Origin of the sequence: Gilliamella apicola (genome assembly GCF_000599985.1) — a bacterium.
Lineage (GTDB): Bacteria > Pseudomonadota > Gammaproteobacteria > Enterobacterales > Orbaceae > Gilliamella > Gilliamella apicola.
The window spans coordinates 648,779-671,825 of record NZ_CP007445.1; the positions used below are offsets into that span (position 1 = coordinate 648,779).

At 34.6% G+C, this 23,047-nt stretch carries 16 protein-coding genes; 8 read left to right on the forward strand and 8 right to left on the reverse strand.

Annotated features, from left to right (window positions below):
- Positions 1-104 precede the first annotated feature (104 nt).
- The 6 genes from GAPWK_RS03040 to glmU all read right to left on the reverse strand — a co-directional run bounded on the left by GAPWK_RS03040 (position 105) and on the right by glmU (position 7,839).
- Complete coding sequence (locus tag GAPWK_RS03040) at positions 105-656, reverse strand: MltR family transcriptional regulator (protein ID WP_025314819.1); 552 nt, start codon at positions 654-656, stop codon at positions 105-107.
- Between the two features lie 7 nt (positions 657-663).
- Positions 664-1,824: a mannitol-1-phosphate 5-dehydrogenase gene (locus GAPWK_RS03045; protein ID WP_025314820.1), complete on the reverse strand. Its 1,161-nt coding sequence runs from the start codon at positions 1,822-1,824 to the stop codon at positions 664-666.
- Positions 1,825-1,907: 83 nt separating this feature from the next.
- A complete protein-coding gene (locus GAPWK_RS03050) occupies positions 1,908-3,782 on the reverse strand; it encodes a PTS mannitol transporter subunit IICBA (RefSeq protein WP_025314821.1) in 1,875 nt (624 codons plus the stop codon).
- Positions 3,783-4,090: 308 nt separating this feature from the next.
- Positions 4,091-4,345: an AbiH family protein gene (locus GAPWK_RS15030; RefSeq protein WP_025314822.1), complete on the reverse strand. Its 255-nt coding sequence runs from the start codon at positions 4,343-4,345 to the stop codon at positions 4,091-4,093.
- Positions 4,346-4,623: 278 nt separating this feature from the next.
- Positions 4,624-6,456: a glutamine--fructose-6-phosphate transaminase (isomerizing) gene (gene glmS / locus GAPWK_RS14710; protein ID WP_025314823.1), complete on the reverse strand. Its 1,833-nt coding sequence runs from the start codon at positions 6,454-6,456 to the stop codon at positions 4,624-4,626.
- A gap of 3 nt (positions 6,457-6,459) precedes the next feature.
- Positions 6,460-7,839: a bifunctional UDP-N-acetylglucosamine diphosphorylase/glucosamine-1-phosphate N-acetyltransferase GlmU gene (gene glmU / locus GAPWK_RS14715; RefSeq protein ID WP_025314824.1), complete on the reverse strand. Its 1,380-nt coding sequence runs from the start codon at positions 7,837-7,839 to the stop codon at positions 6,460-6,462.
- A gap of 598 nt (positions 7,840-8,437) precedes the next feature.
- On the opposite strand from glmU, the gene hemG reads away from it, so the two are divergent.
- Together hemG and typA are read left to right on the forward strand one after the other, a co-directional pair.
- The gene (gene hemG / locus GAPWK_RS03070) at positions 8,438-8,971 is read left to right on the forward strand and encodes a menaquinone-dependent protoporphyrinogen IX dehydrogenase (protein ID WP_025314825.1); all 534 of its coding nucleotides are present in this window, start codon (positions 8,438-8,440) and stop codon (positions 8,969-8,971) included.
- Between the two features lie 154 nt (positions 8,972-9,125).
- Complete coding sequence (gene typA, locus GAPWK_RS03075; protein ID WP_025314826.1) at positions 9,126-10,952, forward strand: translational GTPase TypA; 1,827 nt, start codon at positions 9,126-9,128, stop codon at positions 10,950-10,952.
- Between the two features lie 66 nt (positions 10,953-11,018).
- Here the strand turns inward: typA and GAPWK_RS03080 are convergent, their stop codons facing one another.
- Both GAPWK_RS03080 and GAPWK_RS03085 read right to left on the reverse strand, forming a co-directional pair.
- Entirely contained in the window at positions 11,019-11,438 is a 420-nt protein-coding gene (locus tag GAPWK_RS03080) for an RnfABCDGE type electron transport complex subunit B (protein ID WP_025314827.1), read from the reverse strand.
- A complete protein-coding gene (locus GAPWK_RS03085) occupies positions 11,438-13,138 on the reverse strand; it encodes a formate--tetrahydrofolate ligase (RefSeq protein ID WP_025314828.1) in 1,701 nt (566 codons plus the stop codon). The genes GAPWK_RS03080 and GAPWK_RS03085 overlap by 1 nt, the downstream gene beginning before the upstream one ends.
- A gap of 153 nt (positions 13,139-13,291) precedes the next feature.
- On the opposite strand from GAPWK_RS03085, the gene sohB reads away from it, so the two are divergent.
- From sohB to GAPWK_RS03115, 6 genes are all read left to right on the forward strand, one after another.
- A complete protein-coding gene (gene sohB, locus GAPWK_RS03090; protein ID WP_025314829.1) occupies positions 13,292-14,395 on the forward strand; it encodes a protease SohB in 1,104 nt (367 codons plus the stop codon).
- Positions 14,396-14,626: 231 nt separating this feature from the next.
- Entirely contained in the window at positions 14,627-15,643 is a 1,017-nt protein-coding gene (locus tag GAPWK_RS03095; RefSeq protein ID WP_025314830.1) for a hypothetical protein, read from the forward strand.
- Positions 15,644-16,086: 443 nt separating this feature from the next.
- Positions 16,087-17,787, forward strand: coding sequence for an aspartate-alanine antiporter (gene aspT, locus GAPWK_RS03100; RefSeq protein WP_025314831.1), 1,701 nt, complete (start codon positions 16,087-16,089; stop codon positions 17,785-17,787).
- 28 nt (positions 17,788-17,815) lie between these two features.
- Positions 17,816-19,417, forward strand: coding sequence for a bifunctional aspartate transaminase/aspartate 4-decarboxylase (locus tag GAPWK_RS03105; protein ID WP_025314832.1), 1,602 nt, complete (start codon positions 17,816-17,818; stop codon positions 19,415-19,417).
- 217 nt (positions 19,418-19,634) lie between these two features.
- Complete coding sequence (locus GAPWK_RS03110; protein WP_025314833.1) at positions 19,635-21,653, forward strand: TonB-dependent receptor; 2,019 nt, start codon at positions 19,635-19,637, stop codon at positions 21,651-21,653.
- Between the two features lie 179 nt (positions 21,654-21,832).
- Positions 21,833-23,047, forward strand: a complete 1,215-nt coding sequence (locus tag GAPWK_RS03115) for an MFS transporter (RefSeq protein ID WP_025314834.1) — start codon at positions 21,833-21,835, stop codon at positions 23,045-23,047.

The following is a 23,047-nucleotide window of genomic DNA, read 5'->3' on the forward strand; positions in this document are numbered from 1 at the left end:
ACGATACTGCTACTTTTTCATTCTTTGTTAAGATCAGCACTTAGTAATTCAATCAATTATTAATCTGTTTTTTCTTAAATAAATATCTTTTTAGCATTAATTTCTTAAGGGAAGTAGTTAATATTCTGCTTATTAATAATTCTGACTGTCAGATCAGTAATGGCAATAATTAATGCAGAGCGTATCATTTGTTGATAACGATTTTGATAGATGGATGACTTTAATGTGTCGACAATGCCTGACTCTTTGGCTTTTTTATGTTGTGAATCCCAATTAGGTGGTAACACCATATCATGTAAAAGACTAATTGGTCCTAATATTTCATCGTCGAGATAGGTGTATTTTTTATCATCATGGTCAAGTTCGTCTAATATGGCTATTAATAGCTCGATATCTTCATACTCTTCGCGTGTTATGATGCCTAATGCATAAAGTAATTTTAAGCAAACAGATGTATCATTGAGCGGACCATTTTTACCAATTAATGAAGGTATAACAAATTTTATGGCGTGAGGCTCTTTACGAAATACTTTTATAATTAATTGATTAACACTATGATTAATCATTTTTATAGCTTCAGCCAGCAAGCTGTGTATATCAGCTTGCTGGTTAAGTTTTTCAAGAATTGTGTCTTCTGCTAATATCGATTCTCGCATTGGCTAATTAATATTGATGATTTTGCATTGCAGTATAAAGTTGTTCAACTTGACTAACAATAGGATTATTGCTTTCAATACCAGAAATATCGCAAAATGTTTGAACTACGCCTTTGTTGCTAATTTGTTGGGTTAAGTCGGTAGCTTGATCATCTTCATCATTGCGATAATTTAAGGCTGCGGCAATACCGATGAGCAAGTTACTATTACTTAGTCCATATTCAAATGTACCAAGTAATGGTTTTATCAATCGATCACCAGACCCTAATTTGCGAATAGGTTGACGACCAACGCGAGCCGTATCATCATGGAGATATGGATTTTCAAAGCGCGTAAGGATCTTTTCAATATAGGCTTGGTGTTTAGCTGGGTCAAAATTGTAACGTTTAATCAGTACTTGACCGCTCTCCTGCATTGCTCCTTGTACAACGGCGCGAATATTATCAACTAAAATGGCATCGCGAATGGTTGCAACGTTATTGTAAAATCCTAAATAAGCAGTAATGGCATGCCCCGTATTTAAGGTAAATAATTTACGTTCGACAAATGCCATTAAGTTATCAACTGGCTCCATTCCTTTGATTTGTGGAATATTACCAACAAATTGATTTTTATCGACAATCCATTCAGAAAATGTTTCAACCGTGACTTCTAATATATCACCTGTTTTAGAGGTTGCCGGTGGTACGATACGGTCAACGGCTGAATCAACAAAGCCAATATGACTGTTTATCCATTGGTGGAGCTCATGAGGTATATATTTAAATATTTCTTGTTTAAAGTGGCTGGTTCCTCGGACCATGTTTTCACAAGCGATAATATTTAGAGGAGCATTGTTGGCTTGTTGATGTCTTGCAATTAATCCTTCTGCCATATTTTCAGCAATGCGAGCTAAAATTTGTGGTCCCACTGCGGTAGTCACTAAATCGACTTTCGCAATATAGTCTTTCACTTTGTCTGATGAGCTATTAATCGCATCAACATTGTAGACGATTTCAGTGGTTGATTGTTCGCCCACTACATTAACAGGGTACTGGTGACGTTTGGCAATTTCGTCAATTACTTGCTCGTTAACATCAGCAAACGTTACATGAACACCTGCATCTGATAATAGTTTACCGATAAATCCGCGCCCAATGTTGCCAGCGCCAAAATGTAATGCTTGCATTTTTTTACCTTTAATTTTATTCAATGTAATTAATTAAACAACTTTCCCGCAATAAGGCGGGGAAGTTATTTGTGGTGTAATATTTAACTTAATATTGCTAATACTTCATCAAAGCGAGTTGTGTTTGATAGCTTGGCAATAATTTTTGGATCATCCAACGCATTAGTTAATTTGGCTATCACATCTAAATGTTCATTATTACGTGCGGCAATACCGATAACGATTTTGGCTTTGTCATCCTCTTCTTCACCAAATTTTACCCCAGCAGGATATTGGCAAAAGACGATACCAGTATTGATTACACTGTCTTTGGCTTCAATTGTGCCATGAGGTACAGCAATAGATTCACCAAGATAGGTCGATGTTAATCGTTCTCGCTCTAACATAGCTTCAATATATACAGGTTCAACATAGCCATTATCTACTAATTTTTGTCCAACAAAACGGATTGCCTCTTCTTTATTTTGGGCTGTTAACCCTAAAAAGATATCCTTTTCAGTCAATTTAAATAACGGTTGATTACTATCGGTTGATGTTGCAATATTACTACTATTAGTATTACTAACGCCTTGTGCAGCAATTAATTTGTTCACAAGTTGGCTATATAAATCACTATCTAAGAAATTAGTTAATGAGATGTGATATGCATTTGGTGCATATTGTTTTGCTCGTTGAGTTAAATCTTTGTGTGTAATAACAATATCGGCATCAGAAGTTAGATTGTTGATTGCAAGATTGATAACATTAATATCTAGGTTGGCATCTTGTACTTTTTTACGCAGTACACCCGCCCCCATTGCACTCGATCCCATTCCTGCATCGCACGCGACAACAATTTTTGTTACGTTACCAAGATTAAATGTTTCTGTTTTTAATCCTTTAGATTCATCTTTCATTGCTATAACATCTGATTGCGCATCTTCAAAACTTTTATCTGCATTTTTAGTTGTTTTTAATAATACTACTGAGACAAGGAATGATACTGTTGCCGCGGCCATAACGGATACAATTACACCAAGCATTGAAGTTTTTGGTGTCACGGCCAATATGGCAATAATTGAACCTGGTGAAGCGGGGGAACTTAAACCTGAACCAAAAAGGGTAAGTGTAAATACCCCTGTCATACCACCTAAAATCATGGCAATAATTAACCTAGGATTCATTAACACATATGGGAAATAAATTTCGTGAATACCACCAAAGAAGTGAATAACTGCAGCGCCACTAGCTGAACCTTTTGCCGCACCTTTACCAAAAAACATATAGGCAAGTAATAATCCCAAGCCTGGTCCAGGATTTGCTTCAATTAAAAAGAAAATTGATTGTGCCTGCTCCGCTGCTTGTTGAATACCAAGTGGTGAAAATATACCATGATTAATTGCATTATTTAAAAATAAGATTTTAGCAGGTTCAACAATAATAGAGGTGAGTGGTAATAAATTATGTTGTACCATAAAGTCAACGCCACTCGCTAGTACACTAGATGCAACAACTACAGAAGGTCCTATCGCAAAAAATGATAGTAAAGCAAGGAGCATACCGATAATACCCGCTGAAAAATTATTTACTAACATTTCAAAGCCACTTTTGATTTTACCGTCTACGGCTTTATCAAATTGTTTAATCATCCAGCCACCTAATGGACCAACAATCATTGCGCCTAAGAACATTGGAATTGATGCTCCAACAACCACACCCATGGTTGTTATGGCACCAACAACGCCTCCGCGTTCGCCATGAACTAATTTTCCACCACTGTATCCAATTAATAGTGGTAATAAATAAGTAATCATTGGGGCAACAAGTTTGGCCACGTTTTCATTAGGACACCAACCTGTTGGAATAAAAATTGCGGTAATAAATCCCCAAGCAATAAAAGCCCCGATATTAGGCATCACCATATTACTTAAGAATCGCCCAAAGTTTTGGACTTTTAATTTAATATTTGATGTAGTCATAAAATTAATCTTTCCTTGTTGATTGATATAATCATGATGCTGTTATTGTAGAGGGGTTTATTAACCATATTCATCTAAAAAAAATAGTAAATGTGATCTTTATCACACTTCAAAATATAGGGTATTTTATGGTTTTGTGATTTAGATCACATTGTTAATACGGATAAATGATTTTAAGAAAGTTTGGCATAGATTTTATGATAATGGTTTTAGATGGTTGTTTGATTTTAATCGATAATAACTCATAGTAATTAAACCATTATCGGCTTAATTTGCTTTTGATTTTAATTTTCTTTACTGATGATTAATCAGATAATTGTTTGTGCTAATTTCAAAGTGTTTTTTAGATTTTGAGCATTCTCATTAATGGCATTAATATCAACTATATCATTTGAAACTAAAAAGTGATTATCTATATTTCTTTTTTTATATTTTTTGCTTATTACATTTAACATTTCAAAAGCGCAATAATTAATAAAATTATTAAAGGATGTTTCCAATCCATGTGCCAAATCAAAGCCATTTCCAATTAATATTAATCTATTCATTTCTACTTCACTCATTTCTTCTTTCCTTTCAACAAAATAACCCAATAAAAATATTATTTTGTATCTGTTTTAAATAACAAAAAAATATAATATTTATACAAAATAAAAGCAGATTTATAAATAAAGTGGTTTTGGGGTGAAAGAACGAGCAATTTATTAGTAAGTGAATTCTGACAGTATTATCAACAAAAGAGGGTTGTTATTCATAGTTTTTTAATGAGTGAATTTGAGAACGTTAGTTTTAATTTCATATCAAAACTATAAACTAAGTTCTCAAATTTTATTTAGCAAATTTATTCAACAGTTACTGATTTTGCTAGATTTCTTGGTTGATCGACGTCTGTACCTTTGATTAATGCGACATGGTAAGCCAGTAATTGTGTTGGTACCGTGTAGTAGATTGGTGCAGTGATCTGTTCAATATGAGGTAAATTGATGATATGCATGGTGTCGTCGCTGACAAAGCCTGCATCTTGCTCAGCAAATACATAAAGTTGACCGCCGCGGGCACGAACTTCTTCAATGTTGGATTTTAGTTTTTCCAACATTTCGTTAGTAGGAGCCATAACTACTACTGGCATATCTGCATCAATTAATGCTAAAGGGCCGTGCTTGAGCTCACCAGCGGCATATGCTTCAGCATGAATGTACGAGATTTCTTTTAGTTTTAATGATGCTTCCATAGCGATTGGGTATTCATCGCCTCGTCCTAAGAATAGAGTGTGATGCTTATTAACAAATTGGCTTGCTAGTTTTTTAATTTGCGGTTCACACATTAATACTTGTTCAATACGATTTGGTAAGGTCTGTAACGCGTGAACAATAGCTTGTTCGGTGCTTTCTGCCATGTCATTTAGGCGCCCTAACTTGGCAACTAATAACAGCAATACCGTTAATTGAGTCGTAAATGCTTTTGTGGATGCAACGCCTATTTCTACCCCAGCTTTAGTTAATAGAACTAATTCAGCTTCTCGCACAAGGGTTGAGGCTGCCACATTACAAACCGCAAGTGTACTTAGGTAGCTGTTTTCTTTCGCTAATCGTAGTGCTGCTAAAGTGTCGGCAGTTTCACCGGATTGCGATAACGTGATAAATAAGCTATTTTTTCGACGTGCTGGGTTACGATAGCGGAACTCAGAAGCTATTTCAACATCACAAGGAATACCTGCTAATGCTTCAAACCAATAACGAGCAACCATACCTGCATTATAAGCGGTACCACATGCGACAATTTGTATATGTTCTACCTGCTTTAAAATATTTTCGGCATCTTCTCCGAGTTCTGATAAATCCACTTTGCCATGTGCCATACGACCTTCAAGGGTATTTTTTATGGCATTAGGTTGTTCGTAGATCTCTTTTTGCATATAGTGGTTGTAACCCGCTTTACTACCTGCGTCGTATCTAGCATCGGATTCAATACGAGAGCGGGTGACTTGCTGATAGTTTTTATCTAAAATTGTGATTGTACGATGACTAATGAGGGCAATATCACCTTCTTCCAAAAAGATAAATTGACGTGTTACAGGAAGTAATGCAAGCTGATCTGAGGCAATAAAATTTTCGCCCATACCACAACCAATGACTAATGGGCTTCCAGAACGGGCAGCGACTAATATATCAGGATTACGAGTATCCATTATCACAGTACCATAAGCTCCGCGCAACTGTGGTATGGCTTTTTGTACAGCCTCAAATAATGAGCAATCTTCAGTGGCAATGATGTCATGAATTAGATGAGCAATAACTTCTGTGTCGGTTTCAGAACGGAACTGGTAACCTTTAGCAATAAGTTGTTCTCGTAATGTTTCAAAGTTTTCAATAATACCGTTATGCACTACAGTAATAAATCCAGAAACATGTGGATGGGCATTATGTTCGATCGGTTCACCGTGTGTTGCCCAGCGAGTGTGAGCAATACCGATTGAACCTTTGAGCGGATGTGCTTCCACAGCATCTTTCAGAGCTTGAACTTTGCCAACACGACGAATGCGTTGCAGTTCACCTTCTGGAGATATAATGGCAAGTCCCGCAGAATCATAACCGCGATACTCTAATCGTTTCAAACCTTCTAATAATATTTCTGCTACATCACGCTTGGCGATAGCGCCCACAATACCACACATAGTTTATCCCTCGTTTTTTATTTTGGTTGGACGTTTCCAACCACTTAATTGCTTTTGTCTAACTCGGCTTACTACTAATTCGTTATCATTAACATTATTGGTTACAGTGGTGCCCGCAGCAATAGTTGCGCCTTTACCAACTTTAACTGGGGCAATGAGCTGGGTATCTGAACCCACAAATACATCATCTTCAATGATAGTTTTAAATTTATTGGCACCATCATAATTACAGGTAATAGTGCCTGCACCAATGTTGACATTACAACCAATTTCGCTATCACCAAGATAGCTTAAATGTCCAGCTTTGGTTGCTTTACCTAAGTGTGCTTTTTTAAGTTCAACAAAGTTGCCAACGTGCACTTGTTCATCAAGCTCTGAACCTGGTCTTAAACGTGCAAAAGGCCCGATTGTACATTGCTGTGCAATGGTTGAATTTTCAATTATGCTGTATGGACTGATGATTGAATCATCATCAATACAACAATCTTTTAGGATACAGCCTGCACCAATAGTAACGTTGTTACCTAGTTTGACATTACCTTCAATAATGACGTTACAATCAATCACGACATCTTTACCATGGGTTAGTGTGCCACGTAAATCAAAACGGTTTGGATCAAGTAGTGTGACACCAGCAAGCAATAAGTTTCGTATTTGTTGATGTTGATAGTGTCGTTCTAATGTGGCTAACTGTAATCGATTATTCACACCTTCAACTTCAAATTGCTCTATTGGATGAGAGGTCAATATTTCGTAACCGTCCTGGTAAGCAAAAGCAATAACATCAGTTAGATAGTACTCTTTTTGTGCGTTATTATTGGTTAAGCGCGCTAGCCAATTTTTTAACAGTTTGCCTGTCACTAACATAATGCCAGTATTGACTTCATTAATTTTTTGCTGCTCTGGTGAAGCATCTTTTTGTTCAACAATTGCAACAACCTTGCCATCTTTTCGCTCAATACGTCCGTAACCCGTAGGGTCATCAAGTATAACGGTCAGTAACGCAATACCTTGTTTGGGTTTACTCGCAATTAAATTTTGTAGGGTTGGTAGCGATATAAGTGGAGTATCGCCATATAAAATTAAGATATCTTCATCATCTTCAATAAAGGGAATAGCTTGTTGTACTGCATGTCCAGTACCAAGCTGCTGAGCTTGATAGACTAATTGTACACGCTGATTTTTAAGCGCATTTTCGAGCTGTTGTTTACCATGACCATAAACAACATTGATGCGATTGGTATTAAGCTGTTTAACTGTATCAATTACATGTTGAAGCATCGGTTTAGCGCCGATTTTATGTAACACTTTAGGAAGGTTGGAATACATCCGTGTGCCTTTTCCTGCCGCCAAAATAATTGCACTAAGTTTTGGGGATGAAATTACCATATTCATTTCCGATCAGGTTAAATTAGCGTAATACTATAATCAAATTTTTTTATTAAATCATCCACAATTTATTAATTTTTATCATAAAAAAAGTTAAATGTAGCTTTATTATTATCTCTTTTAATTGTGAAATTAGATTCTAAAAAATATTATCAATATAGATTCAAGACTTAAGTCTAATTTCAATTTCTATAAAAAAACGAACCAATGTTTAGATACCTAATAAAAAGGTAATGGATGCTTTTTCATTAAGACCTTTCTAAATTATTTAAAATGTGACAAGAAAGCTATTATGATTTATCTAGAATGTTTGGATAACGCTCAAACAGTGGAAATCCTTAATCCATGTATTAGTTGAAAATTGGTTAGATCTATATTCTACTTTTTAAACAAAAAAGATAATAAATTCTAAAAAGGAGAATCAAGTTAATCGTACTTACTTAATTGTGATGATATAAGTACAGATAAAGTACTGATTAATTTTCAATGTTTATATATAATAGCTTACTCTTGCTATGTTTATAATCAGTTAACCACTATTAAATGAAGTAAAAAGTGGCAGGTATAAACCCTTTAATAGGAAATTTAAAAAATGAAAGTTTTATTACTCTATACCACTCATGAAAAGCAAACATTCAAAATTATGCAACGCATCGAAAATCAATTAGCTGGTAAATGTGATTGTGATGTGATTGAACTTTTACCTAGTACTAATATCGATCTTACCAAGTACCAGGCCGTTTTGTTGGGTTGTTCTATTCGTTATGGATTTTATAGCAAAGTAATGAAAAAATTTATTGATAATAATTATCAGCAATTAAATAAAATGAGATCGGGCTTTTTTGGTGTGAATGTTGTAGCCAGAAAGCCACATAAAAATACCCCTGAAACGAATTCATATACAAGAAAATTCTTAGCTAAAATTGCATGGCAACCAACCATTAAAGCCGTATTTGCTGGTGCGCTTTATTATCCAAAATATAATTGGTTTGACCGTAATATGGTTCGTTTCATTATGTGGTTAGGTAAAGGTGATACAGACGTGACTAAACCTATCATTGAATATACTGATTGGGCTAAAGTCGATCAATTTGCAGAACTATTTTATACTCAAACGTATAGTTAATCTGAAACTTCTTGTCAAAATAGATTAGTATTTTATGAATTTATCAAGAGATAATGTTCTTTTAAATAAACTTTGTGATATAGATCAACATTTGGGCTAAAAAGGTGTACAATATCGCGCCTAAAGAATCTATCTCCTAATTGGGATTTTAATTGTGATTGAAAATTTAAGAAATATTGCCATTATTGCGCACGTTGACCATGGTAAAACAACTCTGGTTGATAAATTATTAAAACAGTCAGGTACGCTAGATAATCTGCGTGGTGACGACAACGAACGTATAATGGATTCTAATGCGCTTGAAAAAGAGCGTGGTATTACCATTTTAGCTAAAAATACAGCGATTGACTGGAATGATTATCGTATCAATATCGTTGATACCCCAGGCCATGCTGATTTTGGTGGTGAAGTTGAGCGTGTTATGTCAATGGTCGACTCAGTGTTACTGCTAGTTGATGCTATGGACGGACCAATGCCTCAAACTCGTTTTGTAACGCAAAAAGCGTTTGCTTATGGTTTAAAACCAATTGTAGTTATTAATAAAGTTGACCGTCCAGGTGCTCGACCTGATTGGGTTGTTGATCAAGTATTCGATCTATTTGTAAACTTAGGTGCAACTGACGAACAGCTCGATTTTCCTATTGTTTATGCTTCTGCATTAATGGGGATCGCTGGTTTAGATCATGAAGATATGGCTGAAGATATGACGCCATTATTTGAAGCAATCGTTAAACATGTTGAGCCACCAAAAGTTGATTTAGATGGGCCATTCCAAATGCAAATTTCTCAACTTGATTACAATAATTATGTTGGGGTAATTGGTATCGGTCGAATCAAACGTGGTCGCGTAAAACCAAATCAACAAGTAACTATTGTTGATAGTGAAGGTAATAAACGTACGGGTAAAGTTGGGCAAGTACTAGGTCATTTAGGCTTACAACGTTATGAAGCAGAAGTTGCCGAAGCGGGCGATATTATTGCGTTAACTGGTCTTGGTGAATTAGGTATTTCTGACACGATTTGTGATAACAGTTGTGTTGAAGCGCTACCTCCATTAACTGTTGATGAACCAACTGTTACGATGTTCTTTAATGTTAATAGCTCACCTTTTGCTGGTAAAGAAGGTAAATTTGTAACTTCTCGCCAAATTCTTGAGCGCTTGAAGAAAGAACTTGTACATAATGTGGCACTCCGTGTTGAAGAAACACCAGACCCTGACGCATTTAGAGTCTCTGGTCGTGGTGAATTACACTTATCCGTATTAATTGAAAATATGCGCCGTGAAGGTTATGAACTTGGAGTTTCTCGTCCTAAAGTAATCTTCAAAGAGATCGACGGTAAAAGACAAGAACCATTTGAACAAGTAACTCTTGATATTGAAGAACAACATCAAGGTTCAGTGATGGAAGCACTTGGTTTACGTAAAGGTGATCTAACTAATATGTTACCTGATGGTAAAGGTCGTGTGCGTTTAGATTATGTTATTCCAAGTCGTGGTCTTATCGGTTTTAGAACTGAATTTATGACGATGACATCAGGTACAGGTTTGCTTTATTCTACATTTAGTCATTATGACGATGTACGTCCAGGCGAAATTGGTCAACGAATTAATGGTGTTATGATTTCAAACGGTACTGGTAAAGCACTAGCTTATGCGCTTTATAGCTTGCAAGATCGTGGTAAATTATTCTTAGGTCATGGTGCTGAAGTTTATGAAGGTCAAATTATTGGTATTCATACTCGTTCAAATGATTTAACCGTTAACTGTTTAACTGGTAAAAAATTAACTAATATGCGTGCATCTGGTACTGATGAAGCAACGACACTTTCACCGCCAGTTAAAATGTCATTAGAACAAGCGTTAGAATTTATTGATGATGATGAATTAGTGGAAGTAACACCACTATCTATCCGTTTACGTAAGCGTCATTTAACTGAGAATGACCGTAAACGTGCGTTTAGAAACAATAATAAAGACTAACCTTAGTGAATAATCTGTAATAAATCAATTCAATTACAGGTTATAACTACTGAATAAAAGACCTCGCTATTTAGCGAGGTTTTTTTTGGCTTTAACTCTGGCAATCGCATCAGCAATAGATTGTTTACGATCTTGTTGACTCGTTTGGTTACTGTGATTAACAGCCATTGTGCGCGGAAATAGTATGGTTGGCGGCACAAGTTGATTGTAATTTAATCGTTGCTGTTTTTTCTCAGTGAGTTGTAATTCTTCATTTTCACTTAGCGCTGTACCTAATGTACTTAATGTAATACAGTCTGTTGGGCAAGTATTGATGCAATTACTACACGAAGTACATAACTGCGGTAATATGGTGTGTAATACTTGTTTGCTGCCGACAATGGCATCGGTCGGGCAAACGCGGATACATTTGCCACAGCCAATACAATTTTCTTCATCAATAAAAGCTTTATATTGTTGTTTGGTTTGCATAATAACTTCTTGCATTAACTTAAACCTACAATATTACCATCTTTGTCAATATCAATTTGTCGATAAGCTGGATTAGTACCAAGTCCTGGCATCGTCATAACATTACCAGCATAGACGCGAATAAATCCAGCACCAGCAGAAATCGCTAAATGACTGATATCAACATCAAAATCAGTTGGTACATTTTTTAAATTCGCATCAGCACTGATTGACATGGGTGTTTTGGCAATACAAAGAGGTAGATGATCCAGTTTTAATGCTTGAATCTCTTTGATATTTTCAAGCGCCTTTTCAGAAAGATTAGCTTTGTTGGCACCATATTTTTTTACCATTGTTTGAATTTTGTCGATTAAAGGCATGTTATCTGGATAAGGTAGCTTAATTTCACTTGGCGCATCACACGCTTTAATAACATGGTGTGCCAGTTTTTCAGCACCTTTACCACCTTGGGTAAATACTTCACTAACTTCACAAGCGAACGCACCATGTTCAATGGCATATTTTTGTAAGAAAGCAAGTTCTTCATCACTATCATGAGGAAAACGGTTGATAGCAACAATCACCTGTAAACCATAACTTTTCGCATTGTTAATATGCCATGCTAAGTTAGCGGCACCAATTTCGAGTAGTTCGACATTCGATTCTGATATCTCTTTTGGAATGGCTTGTCCTGGTTTAATGTTATATTTACCACTGTTTGATTTAAGGCTGCGTACCGTTGCAACTAACACCACACAAGACGCTTTGATACCTGCTTGACGGTATTTGATATTGAAGAATTTTTCCATTCCCATATCCGATCCAAATCCAGCTTCAGTAATAACATAATCAGCAAGTTGCAAAGCAATGCGGTCAGCAATTACTGAAGAGTTACCATGGGCAATATTAGCAAAAGGCCCAGCATGAATTAACACCGGGGTCTGTTCGACGGTTTGCATTAAATTCGGATTGATGGCATTTTTTAATAGTACCGTCATTGCACCCGCAACTTCAAGTTGTTCTGCGGTAATAGGTTCACCTTGAGTGTTATAGGCTAAAATAATTCGACCAATACGCGCACGCATGTCATGTAAATCAGACGCTAATGCTAAAATTGCCATCAGTTCTGATGCCGCAGTAATTTCAAAACCATCACGGCGTTCAATCCCATTTACGCCACCACCAACGCCAACATTGATATGACGTAATGCACGATCATTGTGATCAATTACACGTTTCCAAACAATACGATTGACATCAATATTTAAACGCTGTAAACCCGTTTGTGCCGTAAACTCATCGCCCAATCGTTCTTCATGATAAAGGCGTGCATCTAGTGCCGCTGATGCTAAATCATGAGCTGCTGTGATAGCGTGAATATCGCCTGTTAAATGTAAATTTAAAGTTTCCATAGGTAAAACTTCGGCCTGACCACCACCAGCAGCACCACCTTTTACACCAAACACTGGACCTAAACTTGGTTGACGAATACAGGCGATGGCTGTTTTACCAATGTAATTTAATCCTTCACTCAGTCCAATTGTATTAACGGTTTTACCTTCACCAAGAGGAGTTGGGGTAATGGCGGTAACCAATATCAATTTACCTTTTGGTTTGTTTTGATTTGATTTAAGAATTGATAAATCGATTTTTGCGACATGTTTACCATAAGGTAACACGTATTGTTCAGGAATATTATATTGTTCTGCGATTTCAGTAATTGGACGTAAGGACATAGTAATTCTCATTTAATTATAATTTTGAGGTATCAGTATAAATAATTTAAATTGCCGAATAAAGCGACAATTTTATCTTTATCGATTTTCGGCACAATTCCTAATTATATTGTTATAATGATGCAATATATTCAATCAAAGGAAAATTGTTAAATGAATTGGTTTTCACAATATGCTCTCTTCTTGGCAGAAACAGCAACAGTGGTAATTGCTATTTTGTCTATTCTTATTTTTATCTTAAGTCAACGTCGCAAATTATCAACCGTTTCTGGGCGTTTATCTGTTAAAGACATCAGTCAGGAATATGAACAAATTAAAGATGATGTATTGATGTCGAGCATGGATGAGTTTGAAGCTAAGCAGTACACGAAAGATCTCAAAAAACAGAAAAAACTTGAGAAAAAGCAGGCAAAATTAGCCATTAAACAAAAACAGAATAAAAATAATAACCAAGTTACTGAAACCAACATTACTGATAACCCTAACCTACAAATAAAAGTTGCAACAGCTAATGGTGCCAAACCTAAGCTGTTTGTATTATCATTTAACGGTAGTATGGATGCGCATGAGGTTGAAGAGTTACGTCAAGAGATCACAGCCGTACTTGCTATTATCAAACCAGAAGATCAAGTTGTCATTAAATTAGAAAGCCCTGGCGGTGTTGTTCATGGTTATGGATTAGCTGCTTCACAATTATTACGTTTTAGAGCGCGTAATATTCCTTTTACTGCTGTCGTTGATAAAGTGGCCGCAAGTGGTGGTTATATGATGGCGTGTACTGCCAATAAAATCGTTGCTGCACCCTTTGCTATTGTTGGTTCAATAGGTGTGGTTGCTCAAATTCCAAACTTTAACCGCTTACTTAAAAAGCATGATGTCGATATCGAACTACAAACAGCCGGTGAATATAAGCGTACACTGACTATGTTTGGTGAAAACACCGATGAAGGACGCCAAAAATTTAAGCAAGAATTAGAAGAGACACATCTGTTATTCAAAGACTTTGTTAAAGAGTATCGCCCTAATGTTGATATTGAGCAAGTGGCAACAGGCGAACATTGGTTTGCAGCTCAAGCGAAAGATAAAGGTTTAGTTGACCAAATCAGTACCAGTGATGATTTTATTTTATCACATCTTGATACACATAAAATTATCTCAGTCAGTTTTCAACGTAAACAAAAGCTGTCTGAAAAAATTTCCAAAAATGTAGTCAAAAGTGTTGAAAGATTATTGTTTAGACAAGGAAATGGGCTTTAGTAGCCCTTTTCTTTATTATGTGAAAATTAGATGTTTATTCATTAAACATAAGTAAATACTTCGCCCCAAAAGTTCACGCTTAAATTTCACTAATAAAAAATATTACTAAGCATTATTTTTTACATCTATTAAAATTCAAAATTCCTGATAGGAATGGGATTTTTTATTGCCAAAAAAGGTTAAATAACATACTATTACCGAAAAATAATAAGGATTAAGGATAATAATGGTATGAAAAAGTTTTTTTGTTGTTTGTTTCTTATATTAAGTGTTGTTTCGTTTTCATCATCTGCAATTAAAAAAGAAAAATATAATCCAATAGATAAAGATATTTTTGTTTTTGATCAATATTCCGCTGATGCTATTAACCTCAAAAAATATGGTGGTTTATATTCTGAACCTAATACACGTTCACTATTTTATCCTTCTTACAAAAAATATAACGGAATGGAAGGTTATTTGGATAAAGAGGTCAAAGTTGGAAATAAAATTTACTTTAAGTTGGTTTTGAAAAATGGGGAAGTTCTTTATCTTAATGATCTCAATTCTTATGATCAGATAGTGAGTGTAAAAAATTATCAAAAACGATTAGATCAGATTGAGAAGTTAAAAGAAATTAAATTACCTAATATAGATGATTTATATGTGGCTAAAGTCGAAACAGATCCAAAATCGAAAGATATTTATATCATCACATTTTCAAATGGTCTAAGATTACACAATGCTGATCTTAATGGGCTTTTATCCCTATCAGAAAAAATAACTAACCCAGATGATTTACATCAATTTATTAATATTATTAATACTGATAATATTAATTTTACCTATAATGCTCAAAATAATATTATTAAGGTCGAGTTAAAAAGCGAACCTTTGAGTATCGAATCCTTTATTTTTAAAGAAAAATTATATACCACAACCGTTACTGCCATACTTAGTAGCAAGGAACGATTATTTATCGATGATTTTAAAATATTACAAAACGATAATATATATGAATCAACCAGTGACTTGTCCTTCAAGAGTAAAAGCGGCACTACTGTATATGAGTGGACTAAATTTATTCTAAATAATCAATTCGTATCTTATATCAATTCACTTAATGATAAAAATGATGTGAAAGTAAGATTTTATGGTTCACGAAAAAATGTGGAAAAGAAAATAGATTCAAAAACTATTGCTAAAATCAAGAAACTATCAACATTAAATGCTCTATTAGCTAAGTATTTTAAATCGGGCTTAGAATAACCATTTATGCAATAATTTTTTATTCAATCATTTAAATATAACCCGCTTTTGCGGGTTTTTTATTGTTTATTACGCTCAAATTTAAACCTGAATATTTATTATAACTATTCATGAAAAAATAAAAATGTTATTGTTAGATAAAATATTTTGTTTATTTATTGCCATATAAGTTAGTCATCTTTTTTTAATTTTGGTAATGGAATATGTATCTTAATGAATAATATCTATTTTTAAGTTGAATAACTCTTTGAATTTATTCATCTCATTTTTTTCTAAGGACTTTGTTACTTTCTAGCAATAATATTAATCGTTAAAATTGACTTTCTATTCTTTGCATTGAAGTTTAATATATAGCCATATTCATATATTCCCATGAATATCGTTCCATTCCTTTATTTATCTTTTCTATAAATCATTAATCATAGCGCTTGAGGACAATTATTATGTTTCAATGGCTTTTTAACTGGATTTTAGATGGACTCAAACACTCACCAGAAATACTTTTGTTTTTATCATTAAGTTTAGGGTATTTAATCGGTGGTATTCGGATTGGTAAATTTCAACTAGGTGGCGTAGCAGGATCGTTATTAGTTGCTGTTGCTTTAAGTGTTTTTGGCGTTACTGTTGATGCTGGCGTTAAAGCCGTTCTTTTTGCTCTGTTTATTTATGCGGTTGGATTTGAAAGTGGTCCACAATTTTTCCGTTCATTAGGTGTTAAAACACTTCGTGAAATTTTTTTAGCACTTTTTATTGCGGTTGCAGGTCTAATTACTGTAGTTGTGCTTGCCAAAGTATTTCATTTAGATAAAGGGCTTGCAGCAGGTTTAGCGGCAGGTGGTTTAACACAATCGGCCATTATGGGTACCGCGTCTGATGCATTAACTCAATTAGGTGTTAGTCCTGAAGAACTTAGCCGATTACAAGGTAATGTTACCATTGGTTATGCGGTAACTTATATTTTTGGTTCACTCGGTGCGATCATCATCTGTGTTAATATTTTACCAAAAATAATGGGGCGAGATATTGGCGATGATGCTATTAAGGCTCAAGCTGAACAGCTTCATGGTTCGCTATTATTAGGTGCTAACCAAAATTTTGCTTTATCCGATATTAGTGGTCGGTTATATCGTGTCACTAATAAGATTAACCAAAGCGTGTCTGATATCGAAAAAACAGTTAATGGTATTAGTGTTGAACGTATCAAACGTGGCAATAAAATTTTGGAAGCATCACCTGATACCTTAATAAAAGCTAAAGATATCATTTTGGTGGTCGGTCACCGTGATGCCATGATACAGGCCAATGATCTTCTTGGTTCGGAAGTGGATTCTGCTTCAGGTATGGATGTTGTGATGAATACACAAGATGTTGAAATGCGTAACTCTCGTTATGTCGGTCAAAGTTTATCACAAGTGTTATCATCTGATGAAGTAATGCAATTAAAACATGGCATCTATCTTGTCGCTATCCATCGTGATGGACAAACACTGCCGCTTAATAACGATTTCCATTTCAAATTAGGTGATGTAATCACCATCTATGGTACCGATAGTGATCTTCGTCGTGTGATTGATAAAATAGGTGCACCAATCACAAAAAGTGAAAAAACAGACTGGATATTCCATGGTTTAGGTTTAGTAGTTGGTCTGATAATTGGTTTAATTGTTATCCGTGTTAGTGATATTCCAATTACCTTAGGTGCTGGTGGTGGGGCGTTGCTTTCAGGTTTGTTATTCGGTTGGTTCCGTTCACTTCATCAAACTATTGGTAATATTCCAACCGGTGCGGTGCAATTGTTAAAAGATTTTGGTTTAGCTGGCTTTGTTGCGGTAGTAGGGTTAAGTTCAGGCCTGCAAGCTATCAATACTATTCGCGAACAAGGATTGTCATTATTCTTAATTGGTGTTGTGGTCACAGTGTTACCAATGTTACTCGCAATTTACTTTGGTAAATATATTCTTGGTTACAAAAATGCTGCTGTATTTGCTGGTGCTCTAGCTGGAGCTCGTAGCGCTAATCCTGCTTTTGGTGAAGTTCTTAACAAAGCGGGTAACTCTACACCAACAAACTCTTTTGCTATCACTTATGCTTTGGCTAATGTATTCCTGACTTTATTAGGACCATTGGTTGTGGCCTTTGTTTAATTACAATCTAACTTTAAGGATACAGAATATGAAGAACCAAACACAATATGCTAAGTATGCTAATTTAAGTCCCTTTGAGTTAAAAGATAACTTAATTAAACTGGCACAAAGCCATGCTGATCGAGCCATGTTAAATGCAGGCAGAGGTAACCCTAATTTTTTAGCTATTTGGCCAAGACAAGCTTTTTTCCAATTAGGGATCTTTGCAACACAAGAATCTGAAATGTCCTATTCTTATTTAAATGAAGGAGTTGGCGGATTTCCAATTAAAGCGGGATTAACAGGGCGCTTCGAACATTTTATTCGCCAAAATTATAATAAAGAAGGCGTATCGTTTTTAGGTAAAGCATTTTCTTATATTCGTGATCAACTTGGGCTTGATGAAAATGCTTTTTTACAAGAGATGGTTGAAGGCATTTTAGGTTGTAACTATCCTGTTCCTGATAGGATGCTCCGTTTTAGCGAAGAAGTGGTAAAATCTTATGTTCTACAGCAGATGGGTGCCCAATACCTTGATCGAGATGATCTTGACTTGTTTGCTGTTGAGGGCGGTACCGCCGCTATGGCATATATATTTAATTCTATGAAAGAAAATAATTTAATCCAAAAAGGGGATAAAATTGCCATTGGTGCTCCGATCTTTACACCTTATCTTGAAATTCCAGAACTAAACGATTATCAATTGGTTGAGGTGTTGATCAACTCTGATCCTGATGCTAATTGGCAGTATCCAGAGTCAGAATTGCGTAAACTTGAAGATCCCTCTATAAAAGCCTTCTTTTTGGTCAACCCTTCCAATCCACCATCCGTAAAAATAGATGATAAAGGATTAAAAATCATTGCTGATATTGTTAAAAAACGTCCAGATCTTATTATATTAACCGATGACGTTTATGGTACCTTTGCTGATGATTTCCAATCTTTATTTGCGATTTGTCCTAAAAATACCATTTTAGTTTATTCATTTTCTAAATATTTTGGGGCTACAGGATGGCGTTTGGGTGTTATTGCAACAACAAAAGATAATGTTTTAGATAGAAAAATTAAAGCATTGCCTAGCAAAACCAAGCAAGTCTTAAATAAACGTTATAGCTCAATTGTAACTGAACCCGAAAATCTTAAATTTATTGATCGTTTAGTTGCAGATAGCCGAGCTGTTGCATTAAATCACACCGCTGGACTTTCAACACCACAACAAGTGCAGATGGTTTTATTTGCATTATGCGAAATGATTGATACCGATCAAAGTTACAAAGCTGCATTAAAATCATTAATCCGTCGTCGTGCTGCGTCTCTTTATCAACATTTAGGCCTTAAACACACTGTGGATAACAATAGTGTTGATTATTATACTTTAATTGATCTTGAACATATTTGTCGTGAATTATATGACGATAAATTTGCTAAATGGATCTTAAAAAATAAGAATCCGTCTGAAATGTTATTTAGAATAGCTGATGAAGCCGGGGTTGTTTTATTACCTGGTAAAGGCTTTGCTGTGCAACATCCTTCTGCTCGCGCATCTTTAGCGAACTTAAATGAATATCAATATGCAGCGATTGGTTTGTCAATGCGTAAACTTGCACAAGAGTATTATGATGAGTACAAAAGCAAAGCAAAGAAAAAATAGTTAATCATTTCATTTATTAACTGATAACTTGTAATACCCTAGTTTATCTAGGGTTTTTTTATGCCAATTGGTTAGTTAGTATAAATCTTATTTATTTAAATTGACTAAAAACAAATTAATTTAATATTGTTTTTTAATTCTAAGTAGTTATTTGACAGTTTAATTTTTACTCTATAAGATCGTAAATGAAAATCATTATCAATTGTAACGTGTTCGGATGAAAAAAATAACTGCAAAATTTAGTCTATTTAGTTTGTGCCTTATAAGCTGTTATAGTTCTATTGTACTAGCTGAAAGTAATATTAAAGATATCAAGAAAGATAATAAACAAGATAAATTAGAAACAATCACTGTCACAGGTGAAGGAGTACAACGTAGTGAATTACAAACCAGTTCAAGTTTAAATGTCATAACAAATAAGGATATCGAAAGACGTCCCGATCTTTACTCTTTAACAACTGTACTTAAACAAACTTCCAATATATTAGAAACCGGATTAGGCAATCAATTACCCACAATTCGAGGTGTTGAGGGCTCATCAGCTCATGGTGCAATATCTTTTTTAGCAGGTGCTCGCCCTAGAGTTAATGTACAAGTTGATGGTGATAATTCTAATTATAATGAATTAGCATTCGCAACTAAATCGCTATGGGATATCAAGCAAATTGAAGTTTTTCGCGGGCCACAAAGTTATGCTCAAGGACGTAATTCTATAGCTGGCGCTATTGTTATGCAAAGTAATGATCCCATCAATAAATTTGAAGCAGCAGCAAAAACGGATTATGGTAATCAAAATAAACGCCAATTTGCTGCCATGCTGTCTGGTCCATTAGTTGATGAGCAATTACTCTTTCGTTTTACGGTAGATGATCAAAGTCGTAAATCTTATGAACATTTAGCAAATTATCATCCAGCAGGTGATTCAAGGAAATTTAAAGCCACCACAACTAAGGCTAAATTGCTTTGGTTACCTTCAGCTGTGCCAGATTTTTATAGCCGTTTAACCTTTAAACATGTAGATTCACGAAATCCTCAGGGTGAGTTTAAACCAACAACAAATTATGATACCTATCGCTCTGTATTCAAAATTCGGACTTCAAGCACAATTTGGGATTCAGGTTATCAATTTAATGATACATGGGAATTTGAAAATAAAGTTGTTTATTCAAATTATATTCATGACCGTTTTTCTCTGCCTTCTGGAGCACCATCAAGAGTTGAGGGGCACAAATGGCAAGTTCAGCCAATTTTAAGATACAACAATGGTACATACAAAGGTTTATTGGGTCTATTTTATTTTCAGTCACCACAAGATGACAGTATTTTATTAGGGATCCGCAATCGTTATCATGACGTTACTAAAACTAAATCGGTTTTAGGGGAGTTTACCTTTAAACCAATTGATGTTATCGAAGTTAATCTATCAGCTCGTTATGAGCAAGAAAAACATACCCACAAAGGTGGTAGCTTATTTCTTTTAAATTATGATAATAAAACAAATGTTTTCTTACCGAAATTTGATATTGCTTATCTAATCAGTGATGATCAGCGTATTGGCGCTAAAATTTCTCGTGGTTATAATCCAGGAGGGGCTGGAATTACATTTACATATCCTTTTTCTACATACAGTTATGGTACTGAATATCTTTGGAACTATGAACTTTATCACCGCTGGCTTTCAGACGATAAACGCTTAAAAATTAATACCAATATTTTCTATAACGACTATAAAGATATGCAAATTGAGTATTCTCATCCACTAGGAATAACTATTGCTAACGCCGATAAGGCTATAACATATGGTGCTGAATTTAATGTTGAGTGGCAAGCAACACAAAATTTAAATTTAACCACTGGTTTGGGCTTACTTAAAACCAAAATAAAAAAATACAGTGATAGTAAAAATTATAACGGTAATAAGTTAACGCGTGCTCCTGGTTATACATTTAATCTAGGTGGTTACTATAACTTGCCATATGGATTTGAAACAGGATTAAATGCATCGTATGTGGATAGTTACTATACTGATGCATCAAATAATAGAACATCTAAAATTGATAGTTATTACCAAGCAAATGCTTATTTAGCTTATAACTTCAAACAAGGTCGAATCATGTTTTATGCTGATAATGTTTTCAATGCTCATGACAAAATTAGCCTGATGTCTTCGTCTTCACGTTACAGTACTTATCAGCAACCACGACAAGTAGGTATTTCTGCGCAAATAAACTATTAGTTAAATATTTTTTGGATGACAGATTTAAATCTGTTTTTGGTTTTCCAAAACAGATTATTTTAAATTTAACTAGGTATGAGCAGTAATAGTTTATTCAAAGATATTTTTACCATTAAAGAATGATATTAATAAATATATTACGGACATAAAGAAGGGACTTCAAAAGGAAAAATGAATAAATGAATGACAAAGCAACAATTAAATTACCCAAAAATGTTTGGTTAATCTTTGTAAGTCTTTATATTACAGAATATGTAGGTATCGGTTTTTTAACCATCGCCTTAGCGTTAATCTTAAGAAAAGATGGTATGGAGTTAAACCAATTAAGTCTGATTCCTTTAATGATGTTACCAATAGGTTTAAAAATTTTATGGGCACCTATTGTTGATAAATATCTAAAAAGACGATTATCTCATTATCGTAATTGGTTAATCATCTCTTTAACCCTTATGTTAGTTTGTTTGATGAATATCGCTTTTCTAGATCCTATTAAACAATTTCACATCATTCTACCCATCATCTTTATTTTTTCGACAATGACAGCAACTCAAGAGTTAGCCATATCTGGATTGGTCTGCAACGTTTTTTTAGCCGAGCAGCGCTATCTTATTTCAAGTATTAAGACTAGTGGTTCAATGATAGGTAATATTTTAGGTGGTGGCGTGATATTACTACTTTATGCTTATATCGGTTGGATGTGGTGCTTATTGTTGATTACTGTTTTAATAGGTTTTACATTAATTCAACTCTTCTTTTTTGAAGAGTACCGTTACTGCCAAAATCAGCCTATTGCCGAAAGCAATGATCCTCAATATTGGAAAAATCTGATTACTATCTGGAAAGGTAAAATTAATTGGTTAGTTATTTTGTTACTTTTGCCTTTTAGTTTCCTCCCTGCTTATAATCTATTATCACCAATACTTGTTGATGATGGCTGGTCGTTGCCAGATATTGCTATTTTATTAAAAGTATTTGGTTCAATTGTGAGCTTAGTGGCAGTTGTATTAATTTCAAAAATCCTAAAACGTTTCACAAGAAAACAGAGTCTAACCTATTCATTACTTTGTCATGCTTTTTGTTTACTATCATTTATACCGATTTCGTTAGGATATGTGAATGTTTTTAGTGTCTATTTAGCCTGTTTTCTTTACTTCTTTAGTTTACCTTTAATGTCGATAGCGATTACCGCTATCATAATAGACAATTCAGATAACTCACAGGCACGTTCTACTGCTTGTAACGCTCAATCGGCACCAAGTTTTATATGTGGATTTATAGTAATATCATTAAGTTATTATCTTGCACAAAAATTTGGTTACTTCCCTGTCGTCATTGGTTCAATAGCACTTGCATTTTTTAATGGGTATTATGCAAGTAAAGCAATAAAAAATTAA